18 protein-coding genes are annotated in these 17,901 nt (G+C 60.9%); 10 read left to right on the top strand and 8 right to left on the bottom strand.

The window, feature by feature from the left end; all coding sequences use genetic code 11:
* Positions 1-10: 10 nt before the first annotated feature.
* Genes ABIE32_RS09750 through ABIE32_RS09740 form a run of 3 tightly spaced genes read right to left on the bottom strand, consistent with a single transcriptional unit; the run spans position 11 to position 1,720 of the window.
* Positions 11-298 (bottom strand): helix-turn-helix domain-containing protein, encoded by a 288-nt coding sequence (locus ABIE32_RS09750; RefSeq protein WP_224150426.1) that lies wholly within the window; start codon positions 296-298, stop codon positions 11-13.
* Positions 295-1,236, bottom strand: coding sequence for a serine O-acetyltransferase EpsC (gene epsC, locus ABIE32_RS09745; RefSeq protein WP_429015586.1), 942 nt, complete (start codon positions 1,234-1,236; stop codon positions 295-297). Before epsC ends, ABIE32_RS09750 begins: the two co-directional genes overlap by 4 nt.
* Positions 1,237-1,246: 10 nt before the next feature.
* Positions 1,247-1,720, bottom strand: coding sequence for a rhodanese-like domain-containing protein (locus ABIE32_RS09740; RefSeq protein ID WP_429015585.1), 474 nt, complete (start codon positions 1,718-1,720; stop codon positions 1,247-1,249).
* 334 nt (positions 1,721-2,054) lie between these two features.
* Here ABIE32_RS09740 and ABIE32_RS09735 point away from each other — a divergent pair, with 334 nt between their 5' ends.
* From ABIE32_RS09735 to fabB, 7 genes are all read left to right on the top strand, one after another.
* Positions 2,055-2,600 (top strand): hypothetical protein, encoded by a 546-nt coding sequence (locus ABIE32_RS09735; protein WP_429015583.1) that lies wholly within the window; start codon positions 2,055-2,057, stop codon positions 2,598-2,600.
* A gap of 201 nt (positions 2,601-2,801) precedes the next feature.
* Positions 2,802-4,133 (top strand): dicarboxylate/amino acid:cation symporter, encoded by a 1,332-nt coding sequence (locus ABIE32_RS09730; protein WP_224150430.1) that lies wholly within the window; start codon positions 2,802-2,804, stop codon positions 4,131-4,133.
* A 2-nt stretch (positions 4,134-4,135) separates the two neighbouring features.
* Positions 4,136-5,071 carry an amino acid ABC transporter substrate-binding protein gene (locus ABIE32_RS09725; protein WP_429015579.1) on the top strand — a complete coding sequence of 312 codons (936 nt, stop codon included), beginning with the start codon at positions 4,136-4,138 and terminating at the stop codon, positions 5,069-5,071.
* A 205-nt stretch (positions 5,072-5,276) separates the two neighbouring features.
* Positions 5,277-6,161, top strand: coding sequence for an HlyC/CorC family transporter (locus tag ABIE32_RS09720; protein WP_224150432.1), 885 nt, complete (start codon positions 5,277-5,279; stop codon positions 6,159-6,161).
* Positions 6,162-6,272: 111 nt separating this feature from the next.
* Positions 6,273-7,859 (top strand): apolipoprotein N-acyltransferase, encoded by a 1,587-nt coding sequence (gene lnt / locus ABIE32_RS09715; protein WP_429015578.1) that lies wholly within the window; start codon positions 6,273-6,275, stop codon positions 7,857-7,859.
* 322 nt (positions 7,860-8,181) lie between these two features.
* A complete protein-coding gene (fabA, locus tag ABIE32_RS09710) occupies positions 8,182-8,706 on the top strand; it encodes a bifunctional 3-hydroxydecanoyl-ACP dehydratase/trans-2-decenoyl-ACP isomerase (protein WP_184704072.1) in 525 nt (174 codons plus the stop codon).
* Positions 8,703-9,923 (top strand): beta-ketoacyl-ACP synthase I, encoded by a 1,221-nt coding sequence (gene fabB, locus ABIE32_RS09705; RefSeq protein ID WP_224150434.1) that lies wholly within the window; start codon positions 8,703-8,705, stop codon positions 9,921-9,923. The genes fabA and fabB overlap by 4 nt, the downstream gene beginning before the upstream one ends.
* 132 nt (positions 9,924-10,055) lie before the next feature.
* On the opposite strand, the gene ABIE32_RS09700 is transcribed toward fabB, so the two are convergent.
* Positions 10,056-10,646 carry a hypothetical protein gene (locus ABIE32_RS09700; RefSeq protein WP_429015576.1) on the bottom strand — a complete coding sequence of 197 codons (591 nt, stop codon included), beginning with the start codon at positions 10,644-10,646 and terminating at the stop codon, positions 10,056-10,058.
* 13 nt (positions 10,647-10,659) lie between these two features.
* Complete coding sequence (locus ABIE32_RS09695) at positions 10,660-11,598, bottom strand: MBL fold metallo-hydrolase (RefSeq protein WP_429015573.1); 939 nt, start codon at positions 11,596-11,598, stop codon at positions 10,660-10,662.
* 172 nt (positions 11,599-11,770) lie between these two features.
* On the opposite strand from ABIE32_RS09695, the gene ABIE32_RS09690 reads away from it, so the two are divergent.
* Entirely contained in the window at positions 11,771-12,742 is a 972-nt protein-coding gene (locus ABIE32_RS09690; RefSeq protein WP_429015571.1) for a hypothetical protein, read from the top strand.
* 146 nt (positions 12,743-12,888) lie between these two features.
* Here the strand turns inward: ABIE32_RS09690 and phhA are convergent, their stop codons facing one another.
* From phhA to hppD, 3 genes are all read right to left on the bottom strand, one after another.
* Entirely contained in the window at positions 12,889-13,740 is an 852-nt protein-coding gene (gene phhA / locus ABIE32_RS09685; RefSeq protein ID WP_429015569.1) for a phenylalanine 4-monooxygenase, read from the bottom strand.
* A 54-nt stretch (positions 13,741-13,794) separates the two neighbouring features.
* Positions 13,795-14,760, bottom strand: coding sequence for a Bug family tripartite tricarboxylate transporter substrate binding protein (locus ABIE32_RS09680; RefSeq protein WP_429015566.1), 966 nt, complete (start codon positions 14,758-14,760; stop codon positions 13,795-13,797).
* Positions 14,761-14,841: 81 nt separating this feature from the next.
* Positions 14,842-15,966, bottom strand: coding sequence for a 4-hydroxyphenylpyruvate dioxygenase (gene hppD / locus ABIE32_RS09675; protein ID WP_224150440.1), 1,125 nt, complete (start codon positions 15,964-15,966; stop codon positions 14,842-14,844).
* Between the two features lie 235 nt (positions 15,967-16,201).
* Between hppD and ABIE32_RS09670 the strand changes: the two genes are divergently transcribed.
* Entirely contained in the window at positions 16,202-16,705 is a 504-nt protein-coding gene (locus ABIE32_RS09670) for an Lrp/AsnC family transcriptional regulator (protein ID WP_224150441.1), read from the top strand.
* 246 nt (positions 16,706-16,951) lie between these two features.
* A complete protein-coding gene (locus ABIE32_RS09665) occupies positions 16,952-17,707 on the top strand; it encodes a GNAT family N-acetyltransferase (protein WP_429015563.1) in 756 nt (251 codons plus the stop codon).
* Positions 17,708-17,901: the final 194 nt, after the last annotated feature.

Below are 17,901 nucleotides of genomic sequence, written 5' to 3'. Positions count from 1 at the left end.
CGCCAAGTGGCTAAACAGTGGCTGGCGCCTGGCTGCAGAGGTGCTGAATCTGTGCGGACCGCGCCAGGTAATGCTGGTGCAGGGTTTCGCCGCGCTGCACCAGGGCGGACTGCGCCAGATCCATGGCACGCGCCAGCTTGCCCACGGTGGCCAGCGATACCGCCACCCGCCCGCGCTCCACCTCGCCAACGTAGGAACGGTTCAGATCCGCGCGCGCCGCCAGTTGCTCCTGCGACCAGCCCAGCGCCTCGCGCGACTGGCGCACAGCCAGCCCGAAATGGTGGGAAAAACCATTCATAGCGCCGCCTCCACCGCCAGCCGTACGCGCCGCTCGGCCTGGGAGAGTGCCTGCGCCTGCAGCGAGGCCTGCGTCACGCTGGCGCCTGGCGGCACATCCTGCGTCAGCCACACATTGCCGCCGATCACGGCCCCCGCGCCCAGGGTGACGCGCCCCAGGATCGTGGCGCCCGCATAGATCACCACACCGTCTTCCACCACCGGGTGGCGTGGCAGGCCTTTTTGCAGGTGACCCTGCGCGTCCTGCTCAAACCGCTTGGCCCCCAAAGTCACCGCCTGGTAGATACGCACCCTGCGGCCGATGACGGCGGTCTCGCCGATCACGACGCCGGTGCCATGGTCGATGAAAAAGCCCGCGCCGATCTGCGCGCCCGGGTGGATGTCGATGCCGGTTTCACTGTGCGCCAGCTCGGCCACGATGCGGGCCAAAAGCGGCAGGCCTTGCTCGTAGAGCTGGTGCGCGAGGCGGTGGTGGATAAGCGCCAGCACGCCGGGATAGCACAGCAGCACCTCATCGACCGTGCGCGCAGCGGGGTCTCCCTCGTAAGCGGCCTGTACATCGGTGTCGAGCAGATGCCGGATGCCGGGCAGCGCCAGCGCAAACTGGTGCGTCAGCCCATGGGCCTGGCTGACCGCCTCCGCCAGGTCGCGCCTGCCGTAGCGCAGCTCCAGTGCAATCTGCGCCTGCAGGCCATGCAGGGCGGCATCCAGCGTATGCGCGACGTAGTAGTTTTCACTCTCTTGCAGCAGATCATGCGGCCCCAGCCGCATGGGAAACAGCACACCCTTGAGCTGGGCCACTACCTGGGCGAGTGCATCGCGTGAAGGGAATTCACGCCCGCCCGGCTCCTGCGTGCGCTGGTGCGCCTGGCGCCATTGCTGGCGCGCCTGGGCCAGCGCGGCGCTGACTTCGTCTATGGGGAAAGAACTGGTCGTCATGGCACGCTCCTCAATCCTGCACCCAGGGGAGGTGGTGAAAGCGCCAGCCATCGCTGCCGCCACGGTGCTGCGTGGCGTCGATCTCGCCTTCAAATCCTTCCAGCACATTGAACACCTGCGTAAAACCCGCTGCAGCAGCCGCCTGCGCCGCAAGGACCGAGCGCTTGCCACTGCGGCACAGCAGCAGAGCGACGGCCTCCTTCCCGCCATGCGCCGCGAGTCTGGATTCCAACTCGCGCACAAAACGGGGATTGCGCGTCAGCGCCGTACCGGTCGCCCAGGGCACATGCACGCTGCCGGGTACATGGCCGACAAACTTCAGCTCTTCCGCAGAGCGCACATCCACCAGCACCGCCAAGCCCTGCTGCACCAGTTGCCAGGCCTGTGTGGGCGATACGCCTCCGGCGTAGCCCAGCCCTTGCAACTGCGCCTGCTGCCAGGCGGCTTCCAGAGCGGGCGGAAGAGAGATTTCCAAGGTAGTCATCGCAGGAGCCTTTTCATTCGAAAGATGGGTATAGCCACCAATTTAGGCCTCGGCCTACAAATCAAAAACGAATAAAAACAAGCTTGCTAATGAAATTTCCGCATATTCAGCCATGAGCGGATGCGCCTCTGGCCTCTAGCTTCCACTACCGAATCGGTCTATATTGAAACCACGGTTCAGAGGAGGTTCCTCAACGGGCCACCACTGCACTCACATGCCGCGCTGCGCTTCCGAAAAGAAGCAGGAGCGGAGTCACCCAGGGCTGCAATGCCCGCCGCAAGTGCGCAATACCGTGCCTGCGGCCAGGCAAGACAGCCACCACAAGGAGACCACCATGGCTGTCATCACGCATGCAAACCCCCACGCCTCCATGCAAACCGCGCCACAGGGTCGGCACGCGCATTTCAGTGCGCGGCGCGTTTGCCTGGGCGTCCTGCTGCTGTGCATCGGCATTGCGGCGTTGGCCCTGCCGCTGGTGCGCGATGCGCTCAATCTGGTTCAGGCACAGGCGCACTGGAAGCCTCTGGAGCATTGGCTCGCCCAGGCGCCCATGGCCAGTTGGCTGATGATGTTTGTCTGGGGCACCCTGGTGCCGGTATCGCTGCTGGTGATGCTGCGCTTTCACCGCAACGTGCTTGGAGTGCTGGCGGCGCTGGCCTTTGCTGTCGTGGCCGTGGTCTGGTACGTGCACATGCCGCAACAATCGCAATGCACGGCCTTGTACAACGACAGTCTGTGGTGCGCCGCCATCGCCTGGGGCTACAGCCTGAGCCTGGGCATTGCCAATGCCGTCTATCTGTTTGCCCTGGTGATGCTGCTGCTCGGCGGTATCAGCTTTGCCGCCATGCCCAAGGACGATGAGGACGAAAGCCCCGCCTGAGAAAGCCGCTCAAGAGCCCTGCAAGCAGTGCTGAACAGCAAGCGCTGTCCTCCATGTGCCACGGCCTCTGCAGCGTTAAAGGCAGTTTATATAACCTAGGTCAACTAGGTAAAAACCGAGGGGGGAGAAGATGGCTGGCCGCCATGGCATGGATGTAAGCTATGTATTGAAAACAATCGATAGCAAAAAAGGATTATTACCATGGCTTCTGCAGCGGGCAAAAAAGGCATCCCGGTCGCGTTCCTGATCCTGGGCGCGATGGTACTGGGCATCTTGATCGGCTACCTGATCTACATCGAGTTCCCCGACAAGGGCGCCGCAAAGGATATTGCGGGCTACATCTCCATCGTCTCCGATGTATTCCTGCGGCTCATCAAGATGCTGATCGGCCCGCTGGTGTTCTCGACCCTGGTGGTCGGCATTGCACACATGGGCGATGCAGCATCGGTGGGACGGGTGTTCCTGAAGGCCATGCTGTGGTTTGTCACAGCCTCCCTCGTATCTCTGGTGCTGGGTCTGGTGCTGGCCAATGTGCTGCAGCCCGGCCACAACCTGGGCCTGCCGCTGCCCGATATCGGCGCCTCCGCCAATCTGGCCACCGGCAAATTCACGCTGAAGGAATTTGTCAATCACCTGATTCCCAAATCCTTCGCCGAGGCCATGGCCAACAACGAAATCCTGCAGATTGTCGTGTTCTCGATGTTCTTTGGCGTGGCACTGTCCGCGCTGGGCGAAAAAGGCAAGACCCTGGTGGCTGCGATTGATGAACTCTCGCATGTGATGCTCAAGATCACCGGCTATGTGATGAAGCTCGCTCCACTGGCGGTGCTGGCGGCCATGGCCGCCACCGTGGCGGTGAACGGCCTGGGCATCCTGCTCAAATTCGCCGTGTTCATGGGCGACTTCTACCTGGGCCTGTTCCTGCTGTGGGCACTTCTGGTGAGTGCGGGCTTTGTATTCCTTGGCCCACGCATTTTCAAGCTGATTGTGCTGATCAAGGAAGCCTTCATGCTGTCGTTTGCCACCGCCAGTTCCGAAGCGGCCTATCCCAAGATCCTCGACGCACTCGACCGTTTTGGCGTCAAGCGCAAGATTTCCAGCTTCGTCATGCCGATGGGGTACTCGTTCAACCTCGACGGCTCAATGATGTACTGCACCTTTGCCACCTTGTTCATTGCACAGGCCTATGGCATTCATCTGCCCATGTCCACGCAGATCACCATGCTGCTGATCCTGATGCTGACGTCCAAGGGCATGGCAGGCGTTCCGCGCGCTTCGCTGGTGGTGATTGCCGCAACGCTCAACCAGTTCAACATTCCGGAAGCTGGCCTGCTGCTGATCCTGGGGGTCGATACCTTCCTCGACATGGGTCGCTCGGCCACCAATGCGGTGGGCAACTCCATCGCCTCCGCCGTTGTCGCCAAGTGGGAGGGCGAACTGCTGCCCGAAGCCGAAGCCGCCGAACTGGCCCGCAAGCTGGATGCCGAGGCGGCCCTGGCGGCCCATCCCCTCCCCACACCGGACGTCGCCTGATGATGCGCGCGGTGATACGCTCCATCTCCAGACTGTGCCGGGTGCGCCCCTGGTTGCTGCTGCTGGCGCTCGCGCCGCTGGCTGCCAGTGCCCAGGCACCAGCCGCCCCGGTGGCGCTGACGGGTACTCTGGCCAAAGTCCACCAGAAGGGCGAGGTGGCCCTGGCCTACCGGGACAGCTCGGTGCCGTTTTCGTATCTGGATGCACGCGGAAAGCCCATTGGCTACTCCATTGAGTTATGCAAGGCGGTGGTGCATGCCATGGAAGTGGCCGTGCACAAGCCGCTGTCAATCCGCTGGGTACCCGTGACCTCGGCCACGCGCATGGACGCGATCACCAGCGGCCAGGCCGACCTGGAATGCGGCTCAACCACCAGCAACAAGGAACGCCAGCAGACCGTGGCGTTTTCGCCCACCTTTTTTGTCTCGGGCACCAAGCTGCTGGTCAAAAAGGGATCGCCAGTGCGCGACTACATGGGACTTTCTGGCAAAAAAGTGGCCGTGACCGCAGGTACCACGAACGAGAAGACCATGCGCGACCTCTCCACCCGTTTTCAGTTGAACCTGCAGATCATGTCCATGCGCGACCATGCCGAGTCCTTTGCGCAGGTCACGAGCGGCGCGGCCGATGCCTTTGCCACCGACGACGTGCTGCTCTACGGCCTGGTGGCGCAAACGCCGGGAGCGCGCGAGCAGTATGCCGTCGTCGGCGATTTCCTGTCCTACGACCCCTACGGGCTGATGTATCGCAAGGGCGACGCCCCCATGGCGCAACTGGTGACGGAAGCATTTCAGGCGCTGGCAGCCGATGGTGAGATCGAACGCCAGTACAACCGCTGGTTTCTGAAAAAGCTGCCGACCGGCCAGACCCTGGGCCTGCCGATGAGCCCCCAACTCAAGATCATTCTGGAAAGCCTGGCGGCCACGCAAGGCGAATAGGACAGAAAAAAGACAGAAGCAGGACAGGGTCACTCACCGATCAATAGCAACCTACACCCTGCCAGTGTGCGCTGGCAGCTCAAATTACCTCAACCCGGGCGGTGCGGAAACCTGGCCACGGCAATCAACAGCGAAATCGGAGGAATTTTTCAATCCGTTATGCTGGCAGCTTGTTTCACTACCGCACGTCCTGCATTCCAAGACAGTGTCAGACCCCCATCCTTCGCGATTCCCTGACAAGGAAGACAAAAAAACCTTTTTGCAAAAGGTGGTGGAGTTCATCCACCCGGCGCCAGATTCACCCGATGAACTGATCGAAACCCTGGCCGAAGCCGAAAACAACGATGTAATCAATGCCGACTCGCGCGTCATGCTGGAACGCGTGATCCGGATGGAGGACATGACCGCAGGCGACGTGATGGTTGCCGCGACGCGCATGGACCTGGTGGACATCGACTCCGATTTCGAATCGGTGCTGCACACCGTCATCAACACTGCGCACTCACGCTTCCCAGTCTTCCAGGGCGAGCAGGAAAACATCATTGGCATCCTGCTGGCCAAGGATCTGCTCAAGCTCCAGCGCTCGCCCCAGCTCAATATCCGCTCCCTGCTGCGCCCGGCAGTGTTCGTACCGGAGAGCAAGGGGCTCAACGATCTGCTGCGCGAATTTCGCGGCAACCGCAACCATTTGGCGATCGTCATCGATGAGTTCGGCCGCGTGGCCGGTCTGGTCACGATCGAAGACGTGCTGGAGCAGATCGTTGGCGAGATCGAGGACGAATTCGACCTGCCCGAGGAAGAAGGCGATATCTTTGCGCTGGCCGACGACACCTTCCGCATCTCCGGAGACACGCCGGTCGAGCGTGTGGCCGACGCGTTCAAGGTCACGCTGGAGAGCAGCGACGCCGACGAATCCTTCGAAACCATTGGCGGCCTGATCGCTCATGAACTGGGCCATGTGCCCAAGCGCGGCGAGCACATCATGCTGGGCGGCCTGCACTTCGAAGTGCTGCTGACCAAGGGCGGTGCCGTGCGCTGGTTCCGCGTGCAGCGGGCTGCGCCCGTGTCAGACCCCGAGGCAGATGCCTGATCACGGCGCACGGCCCAGGCGCCATACGCATCGCGTATAGTGCGCAAGGCGGCAGCAGACGGTGACGTCGCTGCCGTTTTTGTTTTGACGTAACCCCATTGCTGCCCTACCGTGCCCGCATCCTTTTCGCTGTATGAGACGCCGCGCCGCTTTCCGTGGCTTTTCCTGTTGCTCTCCATCGTGGCCGGGGTGCTGCAGGCCTGGTCGCTGGCCTGGCCGTGGCGGCTGGACGGGTATGAAGCCTGGTATGGCCAGCCCCTGTGGTGGCTGCAGATCGTGTCGCTGGCCGCATTGCCGGCCATGCTCAGCCGCCAGCAGCGCGCCTGGCATGGGGTGCTGCTGGGCTGGGGCTTTGCCACGGCATGGCTGTGCGCCACCTTCTGGTGGCTGTTCATATCGATGCACGTCTATGGTGGATTGGCTGCCCCGCTGGCGGTATTGGCCGTTCTTGCACTGGCCGCGTTTCTTGCAAGCTATTACGCCGCAGCCTGCGGACTGTTCGTCGCCTATAAGGGTGAGCGCCTGACCCGCGCCGTACTGCTGTTTGCCGCGTTATGGCTGCTGGGCGAGCTGGCTCGGGGGCAGTGGTGGACCGGCTTTCCCTGGGGGGCGGGTGGCTATGCCCACACCGATGGACCCCTGGCGGGCCTTGCGCCTTTTGTCGGGGTGTACGGCATTGGCGCGGTGGCAGCGGCCATCGCCGTGGTGCTGGGCGGCCTGCGGGCACGCCATGCATTCCAGTGGCAAAGCTATGCGGCTGTGGCCCTGTTTGCAGCAGCGCTGTGGATAACCCATCAAACGCAACAGGATTCCGCCACCGGCACCAGCCGCCCGCCCGTCTCTATCGAACTGTTGCAGGGCAATATCTCCCAGGGTGAAAAATTCCAGCCCAGCTCAGGCATTCCGCAGGCGCTCAGCTGGTATGCGGAGCAACTGAAGGCCAGCCAGGCGGATATGGTGATTGCGCCGGAAACCGCCATTCCAGTACTGCTGCGCCAGACGCCGGACAATTACTGGCCCGCACTGCAAGAGCGCTTTTCCAGCGGCAGGCAGGCCGCATTGATTGGCGTGCCACTGGGCGATTTTGAAGTGGGCTACACCAATTCGATGGTGGGCCTGGCGCCCGGGCAGCCTGCTGCCTACCGCTATGACAAGCACCATCTGGTACCGTTTGGCGAGTTCATTCCGCCCATGTTCCGCTGGTTCACCGATCTGATGCAGATTCCGCTGGGCGACTTCAACCGGGGGGGCATGAACCAGCCATCGCTGGCCTGGGCGGGCGAACGCTGGGCGCCCAACATCTGCTATGAAGACCTGTTTGGCGAAGAGCTGGCCACCCGCTTTGTCGATGCAGCCGCTGCGCCCACCATCCTGGTCAATGCCAGCAATATCGCCTGGTTCGGCGGCTCGATTGCGATTGACCAGCATCTGCAGATCAGCCGCATGCGCAGCCTGGAGCTGGCGCGCCCGATGATTCGCGCCACCAACACCGGCTCCACAGCCATCATCAACCACAGGGGCCAGGTAGAGCACGCCCTGCCCCACCAGACCCGCGCCGTGCTGCAGGCCAAGGTACAGGGCGTGGATGTGCCCCCCACCCCATTTGCGCGCTGGGCCGGTCATTTTGGCCTGTGGCCGCTCTGGCTGGCAGGCTTGGTGGTGCTGGCAGGAGCCATGCTGACGCGGTCACGCCAGTGATTAACCCCGCAGCACCCGGGGTACGCGAGATCGCCGATGATGACGGCAACTGCATGCAGATGCATGCCACACGACCAGAACATGCGCCATGCATGTTGACTTTCCGGCATCTTCAGGGCTGGCAAGCATCAAATGTAAGTGCTGTTAAAAACGACCAAAGCGTGCTTTTTTTCGACAAAGCACAGTGCAGTCCACGGCTATGTATGGCTGCATTTGCGCGATAAAGCTGGATAATGGATAGCGGCAGTGTTTAGCTGCCGTCCGGGAAAAGCGGCCCATGACTGCGCCCCGGATCCCTGGAGTTGGACTGACTGGATATTCAATGGCTGAATCTTTTTCCTATGAGCAACTGATCGCCTCTGGTGAGGGCAAGTTGTTTACCCCCGAAAGTGGCCGTCTGCCACTGCCGCCGATGCTGATGTTCGATCGCATCACCCATATTGACGAGAACGGCGGCGCGCACGGGCTGGGAAAGATTGTGGCGGAGCTGGATGTCAATCCGGAACTGTGGTTCTTCAAGTGCCACTTCCAGGGCGACCCGGTCATGCCGGGCTGCCTGGGGCTGGATGCCATGTGGCAGCTGATCGGTTTTTACCTGACCTGGCTGCGCCTGCCGGGCCGCGGCCGCGCGCTGGGCGCGGGCGAAGTGAAGTTCACCGGAGAAGTCGGCCCCGACGTGAAACTGGTCACGTACGAGATCGACATCAAGCGTGTGATCAAGCGCAAGCTGAACATGGCCATCGGCGATGCACGCCTGCTGGCCGATGGCAAAGAAATCTATGTAGCCAACGATCTGCGCGTGGGCCTGTTCCTGCGTGACGGTGACGGCAAGGAAAACGCAGCATGAAGCGTAGGGTGGTCATTACAGGGGCCGGTATCGTCTCCTGTATCGGTGTGGGACTGGAAGCCGTGGAGACTTCGCTGCGCGAAGGGCGCTCCGGCATCCAGCACATGCCTGTGTTCAAGGAACTGGGCCTGCGCAGTCAGGTGGCCGGCATTCCACAGATCAATGTGGAAGAGTTCATCGACCGCAAGCAACTGCGCTTCATGGGCGATGCGGCCGCCTACGCACAGATCTCGCTGCAGCAGGCGATCGAGCAAGCGGGCCTGAAGCCTGAACAGATCAGCCACCCACGTACCGGCCTCATCATGGGCTCGGGCGGAGGCTCGCCCGCCAATCAGATCGAAGCCGCCGATACCCTGCGAGAAAAAGGCATCCGCCGCGTCGGCCCCTATCAGGTCACGCGCTGCATGGGCTCGACCGTGTCTGCCAACCTGGCGACCAATTTCAGAATCAAGGGCATCAATTACTCCATTACCTCGGCCTGCTCCACCTCGGCGCACTGCATTGGCGCAGCCGCGCAGCAGATTGCCTGGGGCATGCAGGATGTGATGTTTGCCGGCGGCGGTGAAGAGCTCTCCTGGGGCCTGGCACTGCTGTTTGACGGCATGGGCGCCATGTCCAGCAAGTACAACGAAACGCCTGAAAAGGCGTCGCGCCCCTACGATGCCAACCGCGATGGCTTTGTCATCGCTGGCGGCGGCGGCGCACTCGTTCTGGAGAGCCTGGAGCACGCCCAGGCGCGCGGCGCCAATATTCTGGGCGAGATCGTCGGCTTTGGCATCTCCTCCGATGGCGAAGACATGGTGGCGCCTTCCGGCGAAGGCGCCGTGGCGGCCATGCAGCAGGCCATCGAGGGGCTGGATGGATCCATCGATTACATCAACACCCATGGCACCTCCACGCCTGTGGGCGACGTGCCCGAGCTGCACGCGATCCGCAAGGTGTTTGGCAACCGGATTCCGCCGTTCTCCAGCACCAAGTCGCTCACCGGCCACTCGCAGGGCGCCACTGGCGTGCAGGAAGCCATCTACAGCCTGATCATGCTGATGAAGGGCTTCATCGCAGGTTCTGCCAATGTCGAAACGCCTGACCCGGCCGTGGGCGATATGCCCCTGGTCACCAAGGCACGCATGGCCGAGCTTAAGCAGGTGCTCTCCAACAGTTTTGGCTTTGGTGGCACCAATGCCTGCTTGGTACTCAAGCGCTGGGAAGCTGCCTGAGCCGCACCATCGCCTGCAAGGCACTTGCAAGAAAAGCGCCCTCGGGCGCTTTTTTCATGGGATTTTATCGAGTTTCTATTATTTTTATAGCTATTGGCGCCCATCAGCCAAGCGCCAGCTGCCATTTTGATTCTAGGTTTGCATGCGCAAGGCATACACCCAGACTACGAGGTGCGCCCAGGTGAGCAGATACAGCAAACGATTGAGCCGCTGCGATGGCGCGCCATAGGCCTCGCTGCCGTAGATGCGCTGCTTCAGCTCTGGCGTCAGGTGCAGGAAATCAAACAGGCCCATGGCCGGCTCCTGCCCGATGGAGCTGGGCGAACGAGCCTGCATGTACTGCTGCCACCAGCTGCGCAAAGCGGTATCGCCCGCAATCACATGGCGCACCAGGCGCGATTCGATGAGCAGCCACACCACAAGAATGGCAGCGGCAATCGGCAATGCCACCACCAGCAGCGGGAGCCTGCCCTGCCATGCGCTGGGCAACAGGATCAGATAGTCGCTCACCGCCAGCAGTCCGGCTGCGCACAGCAGCAATACCCGTCGCAGAATACCCGTCAGGTTGCGCCGGTAGACGGGTGTGCCAATGGGGATGTAGCGCACCATCGCATGCGCACCCGCGTGGTCGATCAGCCAGAACAGGGCACACAGGCCGCTTCCGGTCAGCAAGGCCTGCAGCCAGGGCTGCGTCTGAATCTGGACAAGCAGTGAACTCCACACAGTCAGCGCTCCCCTACTGGTTCACCAGCAGTTCGCCCTGGTGCAAGGCTGCCCCCGAGCGCTCCAGATCGGCCACCAGAGAGGCATACCAGTCGCTGGCGGGCTGATCGGCGAAATAGGCGGCATGCAGCATGGCGTAGTACGGCGTGGCAGCCAGCCATGCATACACCCGGTTCAGAGGCATCTGCTGCCACTCCAGCAGCTTGTACTTGAGCAGCACCTTGGCGGCATAAAGCGCATGGCGCTCGGGGCTGCGGGCAAAGCCCTCCAGCCTGCGCCGCGCAGTGGCCAGCGCCGCGCCCACATCCACAAACAGGCTGCCGTGCCCGGGCAGCACCACAGCGGGCTGCAGTTGCTCGATGACATCCAATGTGGCGGCGACTTCGTCAAACGCGGCAATGCCTTCGATCTCCGGAAAAACTACGCCAAAGCCGTTTTCCCACAGGGCATCGGCCGATATCAGCGTGCGCGATTGCGGCTCGAACAGAATGACCGAATGCGGATCATGCCCGGGTGCCGCATGCACCTGCCACTGCTGCAAGCCCAGCAGCACCTCTGCTCCTGGCTGCAGCACGCCATCGGCGCGAAAACGCGGGCAGTCCTGGCCCGTGGGTCGGTAGGTCAGCTGCGTCTCGTCCCAGTCCATCACCGCCTGGGCGTGGCCAGGTGGAACGAAGGTCCGCGCGCTTGGCCAGCGCTGCTGCAGCGCCGCGTTGCCGCCGCAGTGGTCGCTGTGCAGATGGGTGTTGGCCAGGCACTGCAGGGGACCACCTTGCAGCGCCGATTCCACCAGCGCCACGGTCTGTTCGGCATGGCTGCAGTACCCCGTATCCACCACAGCCGTCACCCCGGCAGCAAACACCGTGTTGTTGGCAGACAGCCAGCCACGCTCGATGAATTGAAGGCCGGCAGGCAGGACAACCGTGGGGCTCGATAACAAGGGATCCGACATAGATAAAAGTGCAACAAATCCAGGTAACAGACTATATCTTGATCAGAATTTCATCGATTCATTAAATGATTTGATATATAAAATTGATTAAAAATCAGGAATTGCAAGGCCGTCTGCTCTGCATCCATCGCGGCGTTCCAGGTTCAACAACATCCACAACAAAGGAAGACATATGCGCATGCGCTCCACATCTACGGTATTTTTGCCTTCGCTGATGACAGCACTTGTGCTGACCGCCTGCGGCGGAGGCGGCAGCGACGATGATGACGATACGCCTCCGCTGCCCACTCCCACCTATGGCATTGGCGGAGAAGTGACGGGCATGGCCAGTGGCAAATCATTGGTGCTGCAGAACAACGGCATCCACGATCTGACGCTGTCGAGCAATGGTGCGTTCGAGTTCTCGGCCAAGGTGGAAGCTGGCAAGCCTTACGACGTCACGGTGGCAACGCAGCCGCAATCGCAGACTTGCATGGTCACCAACGGCAGTGGCACGGCCAATGCAATAGTCGCAAACATCAAGGTGCAGTGCACCGACAAGCCGGTCGTCGCGGATACGAGCGCGGCTTGCTTTGCGTCCGATCGGCCGTTTATCAAAGGCAGCAGCTGGACATACGTCACGCCGGACAAAAGGGCCAGCAACGAGGCAGCAGGCGAAGCCACTTTCGAAGGGAGGAAGACCTACCAAATAGTCAAATCCAACGAAGGAACGCCCTATCGCAGCACGTACACCAACAATGCAGATGGCATGAGCTATGTCCACGGAAACTCGGGCAACGCAGGCCTTCCCAACGCACTATTGCGCTACACAGAGGTATATACGCCAGCACTGGCCGTGCCACTTTCCCTCCCGCTCAATCAACCCCATACCGCTAGTTTTACCGTCGTTTTTACGGACCCCATCCGGACCATCACCACCCAGGTTGTTCAGACGACGGCCTACCTGGGACGCGAAACCATCCAGACCGCGTTCGGTACCTTTGAGACCTGCAAGATGCAGTACACCATCCAGAAGGATGGCGGCCAACCGGCGGTGAATACGGATTGGGTCATTGCCACCGGAAAGCTGACAGGGCTGATTGCACAAAGCAATGCCAATGGCACCACCATCCAGCCCACCAATATCGAAGTGAACTGGAACTGAGAGCCAGCGAGGCTGCACACCCATGAAGCATCTGCCGTCTCGCAACGGTAGATGCTTTTATTTTGATAGCAATTGGCACAATACCAACAAGCGCCAAAGCCCGAAAATCTCTGGCTACCTGCTTCAGTGGCGTGCCATGGCCCGTGCTATGACGCCAGCGTTGTTTCGCCTGGCAGCAAGGCGTTGGCAGCAATGGTGGGCTGTTCGCGCAGTTTTTCGTACAGCGGGGCAAAATCGGTCGCCGCGAAATCCAGCAGTTGCTGCATCGAATCGATGACGAAATAGGTCTGCTGGAAGGTGTCGATCTTGTAGCGTGTGCGCATGGCGCGCTCCAGCTGCAGCGGCAGACGATGGGGCTCGGGGCTGGTCACACTGTAGGCCAGCTCGCCCGAAGAGCTGAGAATGCCCGCACCGTAGGCCCGGACGCCACCTGCCTCGCGGATCAGGCCGAACTCGATGGTGTACCAGTACACGCGCGAGAGCAGCTCGCAAGCGCCCAGCTCCGAGGCGCGCAAGCCCCCCTGCCCATAGGCCTGGATGAAGTCGGCAATCACCGGGTTGAACAGCAGCGGCACATGGCCGAACAGGTCGTGAAAGATATCGGGCTCGACCACGTAGTCGAACTCTTCAGGCTTGCGAATCCAGTCGGTCACGGGAAACTGGCGGTTGGCCAGCAGGCTGAAAAAGGGCACTTCCGGAATCAGACCGGGCACGGCCACGATCTCCCACCCCGTGGCAGGCTTGAGGCGTGCATTGATGTCCTCAAAGCGCGGAATGCGGTCTTCGGCGCCGAGCGATGGCAAGGCATCGATGAACGCCTGACTGGCCAGCCCGGGCAACAGTGCCTTCTGGCGCGCATAGAGACGGCGGTAGGTATCGTGGTCCGCCTCCGTATAGGCCGCGTAATCCTGCGCGCAGGTGTAGTCGCTGCTTGCGCGGCTGTAGTCGCCGCGCGGCGGGCGGTCGGATTGACCATAGACCACAGGTGCTTGTCCCATTGTGTACTCCTATCTCGTTATAGAAGACCACCAGCACCTGCGAACCGCAAGCGCTCAGTTGGCCTTGATCTTGATCGTGTTGATCAAAAATTGAAACTTGCGGCCCTCCTGGCCGACAAAGTGCGACAACTCCTGCAAACGCATGTCTTCGGGCGCAATGCCCATCTTGCGATAGGCATCCTTGAACTGAGGATCGGCCAGCGCCGTCTGGAATGCATAGGCATAGCGCTGCGCATCCTTGTCGGGCAGGCTGGCCGGGGCAAATACGCCAAACCAGGTGGCCACATCGAAACCAGGCATGGCCTCGTTCACGCTGGGCACCTTGGGCAAGGCCACATTGCGATCCGGCGTGGTCACGGACAGGGCCACCAGCTCGCCACTGTTGATCAGCGGAAGCGCGGAGGCGAGGTTGTCGAACACCATGTCCACCTCACCGCCCATCAGCGCCTTTTGCGCAGGCGCTGCGCCGGCATAGGGGTGGTTCTGCAGTTGCAGGTTGGCCAGCGACCTGAACATCTCGCTGGCGATATGACCAATGCTGCCGTTACCACCGGTACCCATCTTCAGCCCCCCCGGATTGGCCTTGATATAGGCCACTGCATCCGATGTGCTTTTGATCCCCAGTTGCGCCGCGCGTTCCTTCTTCATCACCAGGACGTTGGGCACGCGAGCGACCAGGATCAATGGCTTGAAATCCTTCTGCGCGTCATAGGCAGGGGGCGTTCCCAGGTAGGGCAGCACCGCGTGCGTCGCCACGGCGCCCATCACCACCAGATTTTCCTGGGGCTTGGCATGGGCGATCAGGGCCGCACCCGTGGCACCGCCTGCCCCAGGCTTGTTGGTGACGGTGATGCTGCCCAGCGCCTGCTTGGCGCCTTGGGCCAGCATGTGGGCGGAGGTGTCCAGCGGACCGCCGGGCGGATAGGGCACGACGAAGGTCAATGGCTGGCTGGCATTCTGCGCCAGCGCACCAAAAACCGAACCACACAGCAGCGCGGCGAATACAAAAGAGCGTTTCACAATGTTTCCAAGGTAACTATGTTGAGCGCTCCGGAGTATAGAGAGAGTGGCTACCGCCTGCCAGGAATCCTTACAATAAACTTACAAAACACCCCGGCGCATCTGGTCCAGTTCGATGCTTTCGAACAGCGCCTTGAAGTTGCCGTTGCCAAAGCCATCGTCGCCCTTGCGCTGGATGAACTCGAAGAAGATCGGACCCAGCTGGTTTTCGCTGAAGATCTGCAGCAGCAGCTTGCGGCCCGCGCCGTCCACCAGAATCTTGCGCTTTTTCAGCTCCGCCACGTTCTCGCCGTGGTCGGGCAGGCGCTTGTCAATCAACTCATAGTAGGTATCGATGGTGTCCAGCAGGCGCACGCCTCCGGCGCGTAACTGGTCCACGGTGTCGTACAGGTTGTTCGAGCCCATGGCGATGTGCTGAATGCCTTCGCCGTTGTACATATCCAGGTATTCCTGAATCTGGCCCGCCTTTTCCTTGCCCTCTTCATTGATCGGAATGCGGATCTTCCCGCAGGGGCTGGTCATGGCCTTGCTCTTGACGCCGGTGACCTGTCCTTCAATATCGAAGTACTTGACCTCGCGGAAGTTGAACAGGCGCTCGTAAAAATCCGCCCACTCGTCCATGCGGCCACGGTGCACGTTGTGCGTCAGGTGGTCGATATAGGTGAGGCCAAAACCCTTGGGGTTGAGCGCTTCTTCGGCGGTCACGCCAGGCAGCGGTTCAAAATCGACGTCGAAAAAGCCGATATTGCCGATATCGCCCGGCTGCGCGCCGTTCTTGCCGCGCCAGCGGTCCACCAGATAGATCAGACTGTCGCCAATGCCCTTGATCGCGGGAATGTTCAGCTCGCCAGGCCCCGCCTGGCCGGCATAACCCCAGGCGCCCAGGTTCTGCGCACGCTCGTAGGCCGCCTTGGCATCCTGCACGCGGAACGCAATGGCGCACACACTGGGGCCATGCAGGCGGGCAAAGCGCTGGGCAAAGCTGTCGGGCTCGGCATTGATGATGAAGTTGATATCGCCCTGGCGGTACAGGGTGACGTTCTTGTGGCGATGGCGTGCGACAGGCTTGAAACCCATGGACTCGAACACCTTGCCCATGGCCACCGGATCGGGTGCGGCGTATTCGATAAACTCGAAGCCATCGGTGCCCATGGGGTTGTCCCAGGTGGTGAATTCGATGGTCTGGTGGGGGGTAGCGGCTGTCATCGCAGGTCTCCTGTGAATCGTCTTGAGGCGAGAGCGCGAGGGCGATTGCCCCGCGCGGAAAACAATGCCACTGTACCGATTCTGACCTGCATGTTTTTGGCGATTTGAAGCCTGAAAACTCTCTTTTATATTATTTATCTGCAATTTTCTTTGAATTCATGCAATAAAATTGCCTGAATTGAAGAACATTCGCTGTTGCAGTGCAATATCGCCGGTTTCCCATCCTGCCTTCGCCATGAATTCCACACCCTACCCTCTGGACAAACTGGACCGCGCCATCCTCCAGCGCCTGCAGCACAACGGCCGCGAAACCTATGACGTGATCGGCGAACAGGTGGGTCTATCGTCCAGCGCCGTGCTGCGCCGCGTCAAACGACTGGAGGAAATGGGCGTGATCGAGCGCTATGTGGCCCTCGTCAAGCCCGAGTCGGTAGGTTTGTCGATGACGGCCTACCTCAACGTTCGGCTGGAGAAATTCACCGAAGCGAGCAAGCGCAACCCGCTGGACCTGTTCCGCGCCAGCGTACAGACCTGGCCCGAGGTAGTGGAATGCGTGGCCCTGACCGGTGACATGGACTACCTGCTGCGCGTGGTGGTGGCCGACATGGCCCACTACAGCCGCTTTGTGATGGACACCCTGCTGCGCCACCCTTCCGTGCAGGATTGCAAGACCAGCTTCGTGCTGGACCGCGTCAAGGTCACCACAGCCCTGCCCGTGCAGCCCGGCCTGTCGTCCTGAGGGACTGTGCGCGCAGGCAAGTTGTTCCGGCGTTGCTTTCTCCCCCGCACTTTGTTTGAGCCAGCGCAGTATTTGCCCTGTACCCTGACCTTTGTTGACAAGCCCTTTTTACAGCAGCAAACGGCCGCAAAGCCGCGCCAGTGCTGGCTGCAATATCCTCTGTAAGCGGAGGGTAAGGTTTACACATGGCAGATGCTGCATTGCAGCATGATTGATAATACACGGGTTAACCCGTATATTTGCATCATGATCACGACGAAAGAATGGTTCCCCTCATCCGTTGCCAACGGCATGATGGCTTTTTTCCCCTTCTTTGGCCGTATGGGCAATGGCAACCAGCAGAACCCCGACGGCAGGAAGCGCAGCACTTCTTCCTCTATGGTTCCGATCCGCGCCCTCAGTGAACGCCATCGTCCTCGCATCCTCGCCCACTTGCTGAGCCTGGACGAGCATGACCGCTATCTGCGCTTTGGATATGCTGCCAGCGACGCGCAGATCCAGCGCTACGTGGACAACCTGAATTTCGAGCGCGACGAGATCTTCGGCGTGTACAACCGCAGCCTCAAGCTCATCGCCATGGCCCATGTGGCCTATGCGCCAGCGTCGTCCGACATGGAAAGTTGCGCAGAGTTTGGCGTGTCGGTGCTCAAGGCCGGCCGAGGCAAGGGCCTGGGCAGCCGCCTGTTCGAGCGGGCGGCGATGGACGCGCGAACCAAGGGCGTGCACCTCCTGTTCATCCATGCACTGTCGGAAAACACCGCCATGCTCAAGATCGCCCGCAAGGCCGGAGCCACGGTGGAGCGCGACGGCTCCGAATCCGAGGCCTACCTCAAGCTGCCGCCCGCCCGTCTGGACACCCGCATGGCCGATCTCGTGGAAGACCAGATGGGCGAGATGGACTACCAGTTCAAGAAGCAGGCCCGCCAGTTCTGGGACTTTCTGGCCACCGTGCAAGAGGTACGCCGGGATGTGCAGGAAGGCCGTCACAAGTCGGGTCAGTAACCCGTTACTCCTGAAACAATAGCTGCTTGCGCCCGTCAGATGGGCGCAAGCAGCTATTTTTTATGGATATGGCACGGCACGGTCTTCCCTGCACTGGCAAAGGCCAATCACCAGTCGGCAAGTTCATCGTTTTCCCGAGTACCTGGCATTGTTCTCTTCTGAGAAACGCATAAAAGAAACATTTAGTTTCAAAT

The sequence above is a fragment of the Comamonas sp. 4034 genome (genome assembly GCF_050434545.1).
Lineage (GTDB): Bacteria > Pseudomonadota > Gammaproteobacteria > Burkholderiales > Burkholderiaceae_C > Comamonas > Comamonas odontotermitis.
The sequence above is the reverse complement of the archived record's forward strand: the minus strand, read 5'-3'. Positions and strand labels throughout refer to the sequence as shown.

What these genes read in the sequence shown, in the direction of transcription:
- ABIE32_RS09730 (WP_224150430.1), top strand. Translation starts at nt 2,802, where the DNA reads ATGGCTTCTGCAGCGGGCAAAAAAGGCATCCCGGTCGCGTTCCTGATC.
- epsC (WP_429015586.1), bottom strand. Translation starts at nt 1,236, where the DNA reads ATGACGACCAGTTCTTTCCCCATAGACGAAGTCAGCGCCGCGCTGGCC.
- fabA (WP_184704072.1), top strand. Translation starts at nt 8,182, where the DNA reads ATGGCTGAATCTTTTTCCTATGAGCAACTGATCGCCTCTGGTGAGGGC.
- ABIE32_RS09740 (WP_429015585.1), bottom strand. Translation starts at nt 1,720, where the DNA reads ATGACTACCTTGGAAATCTCTCTTCCGCCCGCTCTGGAAGCCGCCTGG.
- ABIE32_RS09665 (WP_429015563.1), top strand. Translation starts at nt 16,952, where the DNA reads ATGATCACGACGAAAGAATGGTTCCCCTCATCCGTTGCCAACGGCATG.
- ABIE32_RS09735 (WP_429015583.1), top strand. Translation starts at nt 2,055, where the DNA reads ATGGCTGTCATCACGCATGCAAACCCCCACGCCTCCATGCAAACCGCG.
- phhA (WP_429015569.1), bottom strand. Translation starts at nt 13,740, where the DNA reads ATGGGACAAGCACCTGTGGTCTATGGTCAATCCGACCGCCCGCCGCGC.
- ABIE32_RS09670 (WP_224150441.1), top strand. Translation starts at nt 16,202, where the DNA reads ATGAATTCCACACCCTACCCTCTGGACAAACTGGACCGCGCCATCCTC.
- ABIE32_RS09725 (WP_429015579.1), top strand. Translation starts at nt 4,136, where the DNA reads ATGCGCGCGGTGATACGCTCCATCTCCAGACTGTGCCGGGTGCGCCCC.
- hppD (WP_224150440.1), bottom strand. Translation starts at nt 15,966, where the DNA reads ATGACAGCCGCTACCCCCCACCAGACCATCGAATTCACCACCTGGGAC.
- ABIE32_RS09750 (WP_224150426.1), bottom strand. Translation starts at nt 298, where the DNA reads ATGAATGGTTTTTCCCACCATTTCGGGCTGGCTGTGCGCCAGTCGCGC.
- ABIE32_RS09690 (WP_429015571.1), top strand. Translation starts at nt 11,771, where the DNA reads ATGCGCATGCGCTCCACATCTACGGTATTTTTGCCTTCGCTGATGACA.
- fabB (WP_224150434.1), top strand. Translation starts at nt 8,703, where the DNA reads ATGAAGCGTAGGGTGGTCATTACAGGGGCCGGTATCGTCTCCTGTATC.
- ABIE32_RS09695 (WP_429015573.1), bottom strand. Translation starts at nt 11,598, where the DNA reads ATGTCGGATCCCTTGTTATCGAGCCCCACGGTTGTCCTGCCTGCCGGC.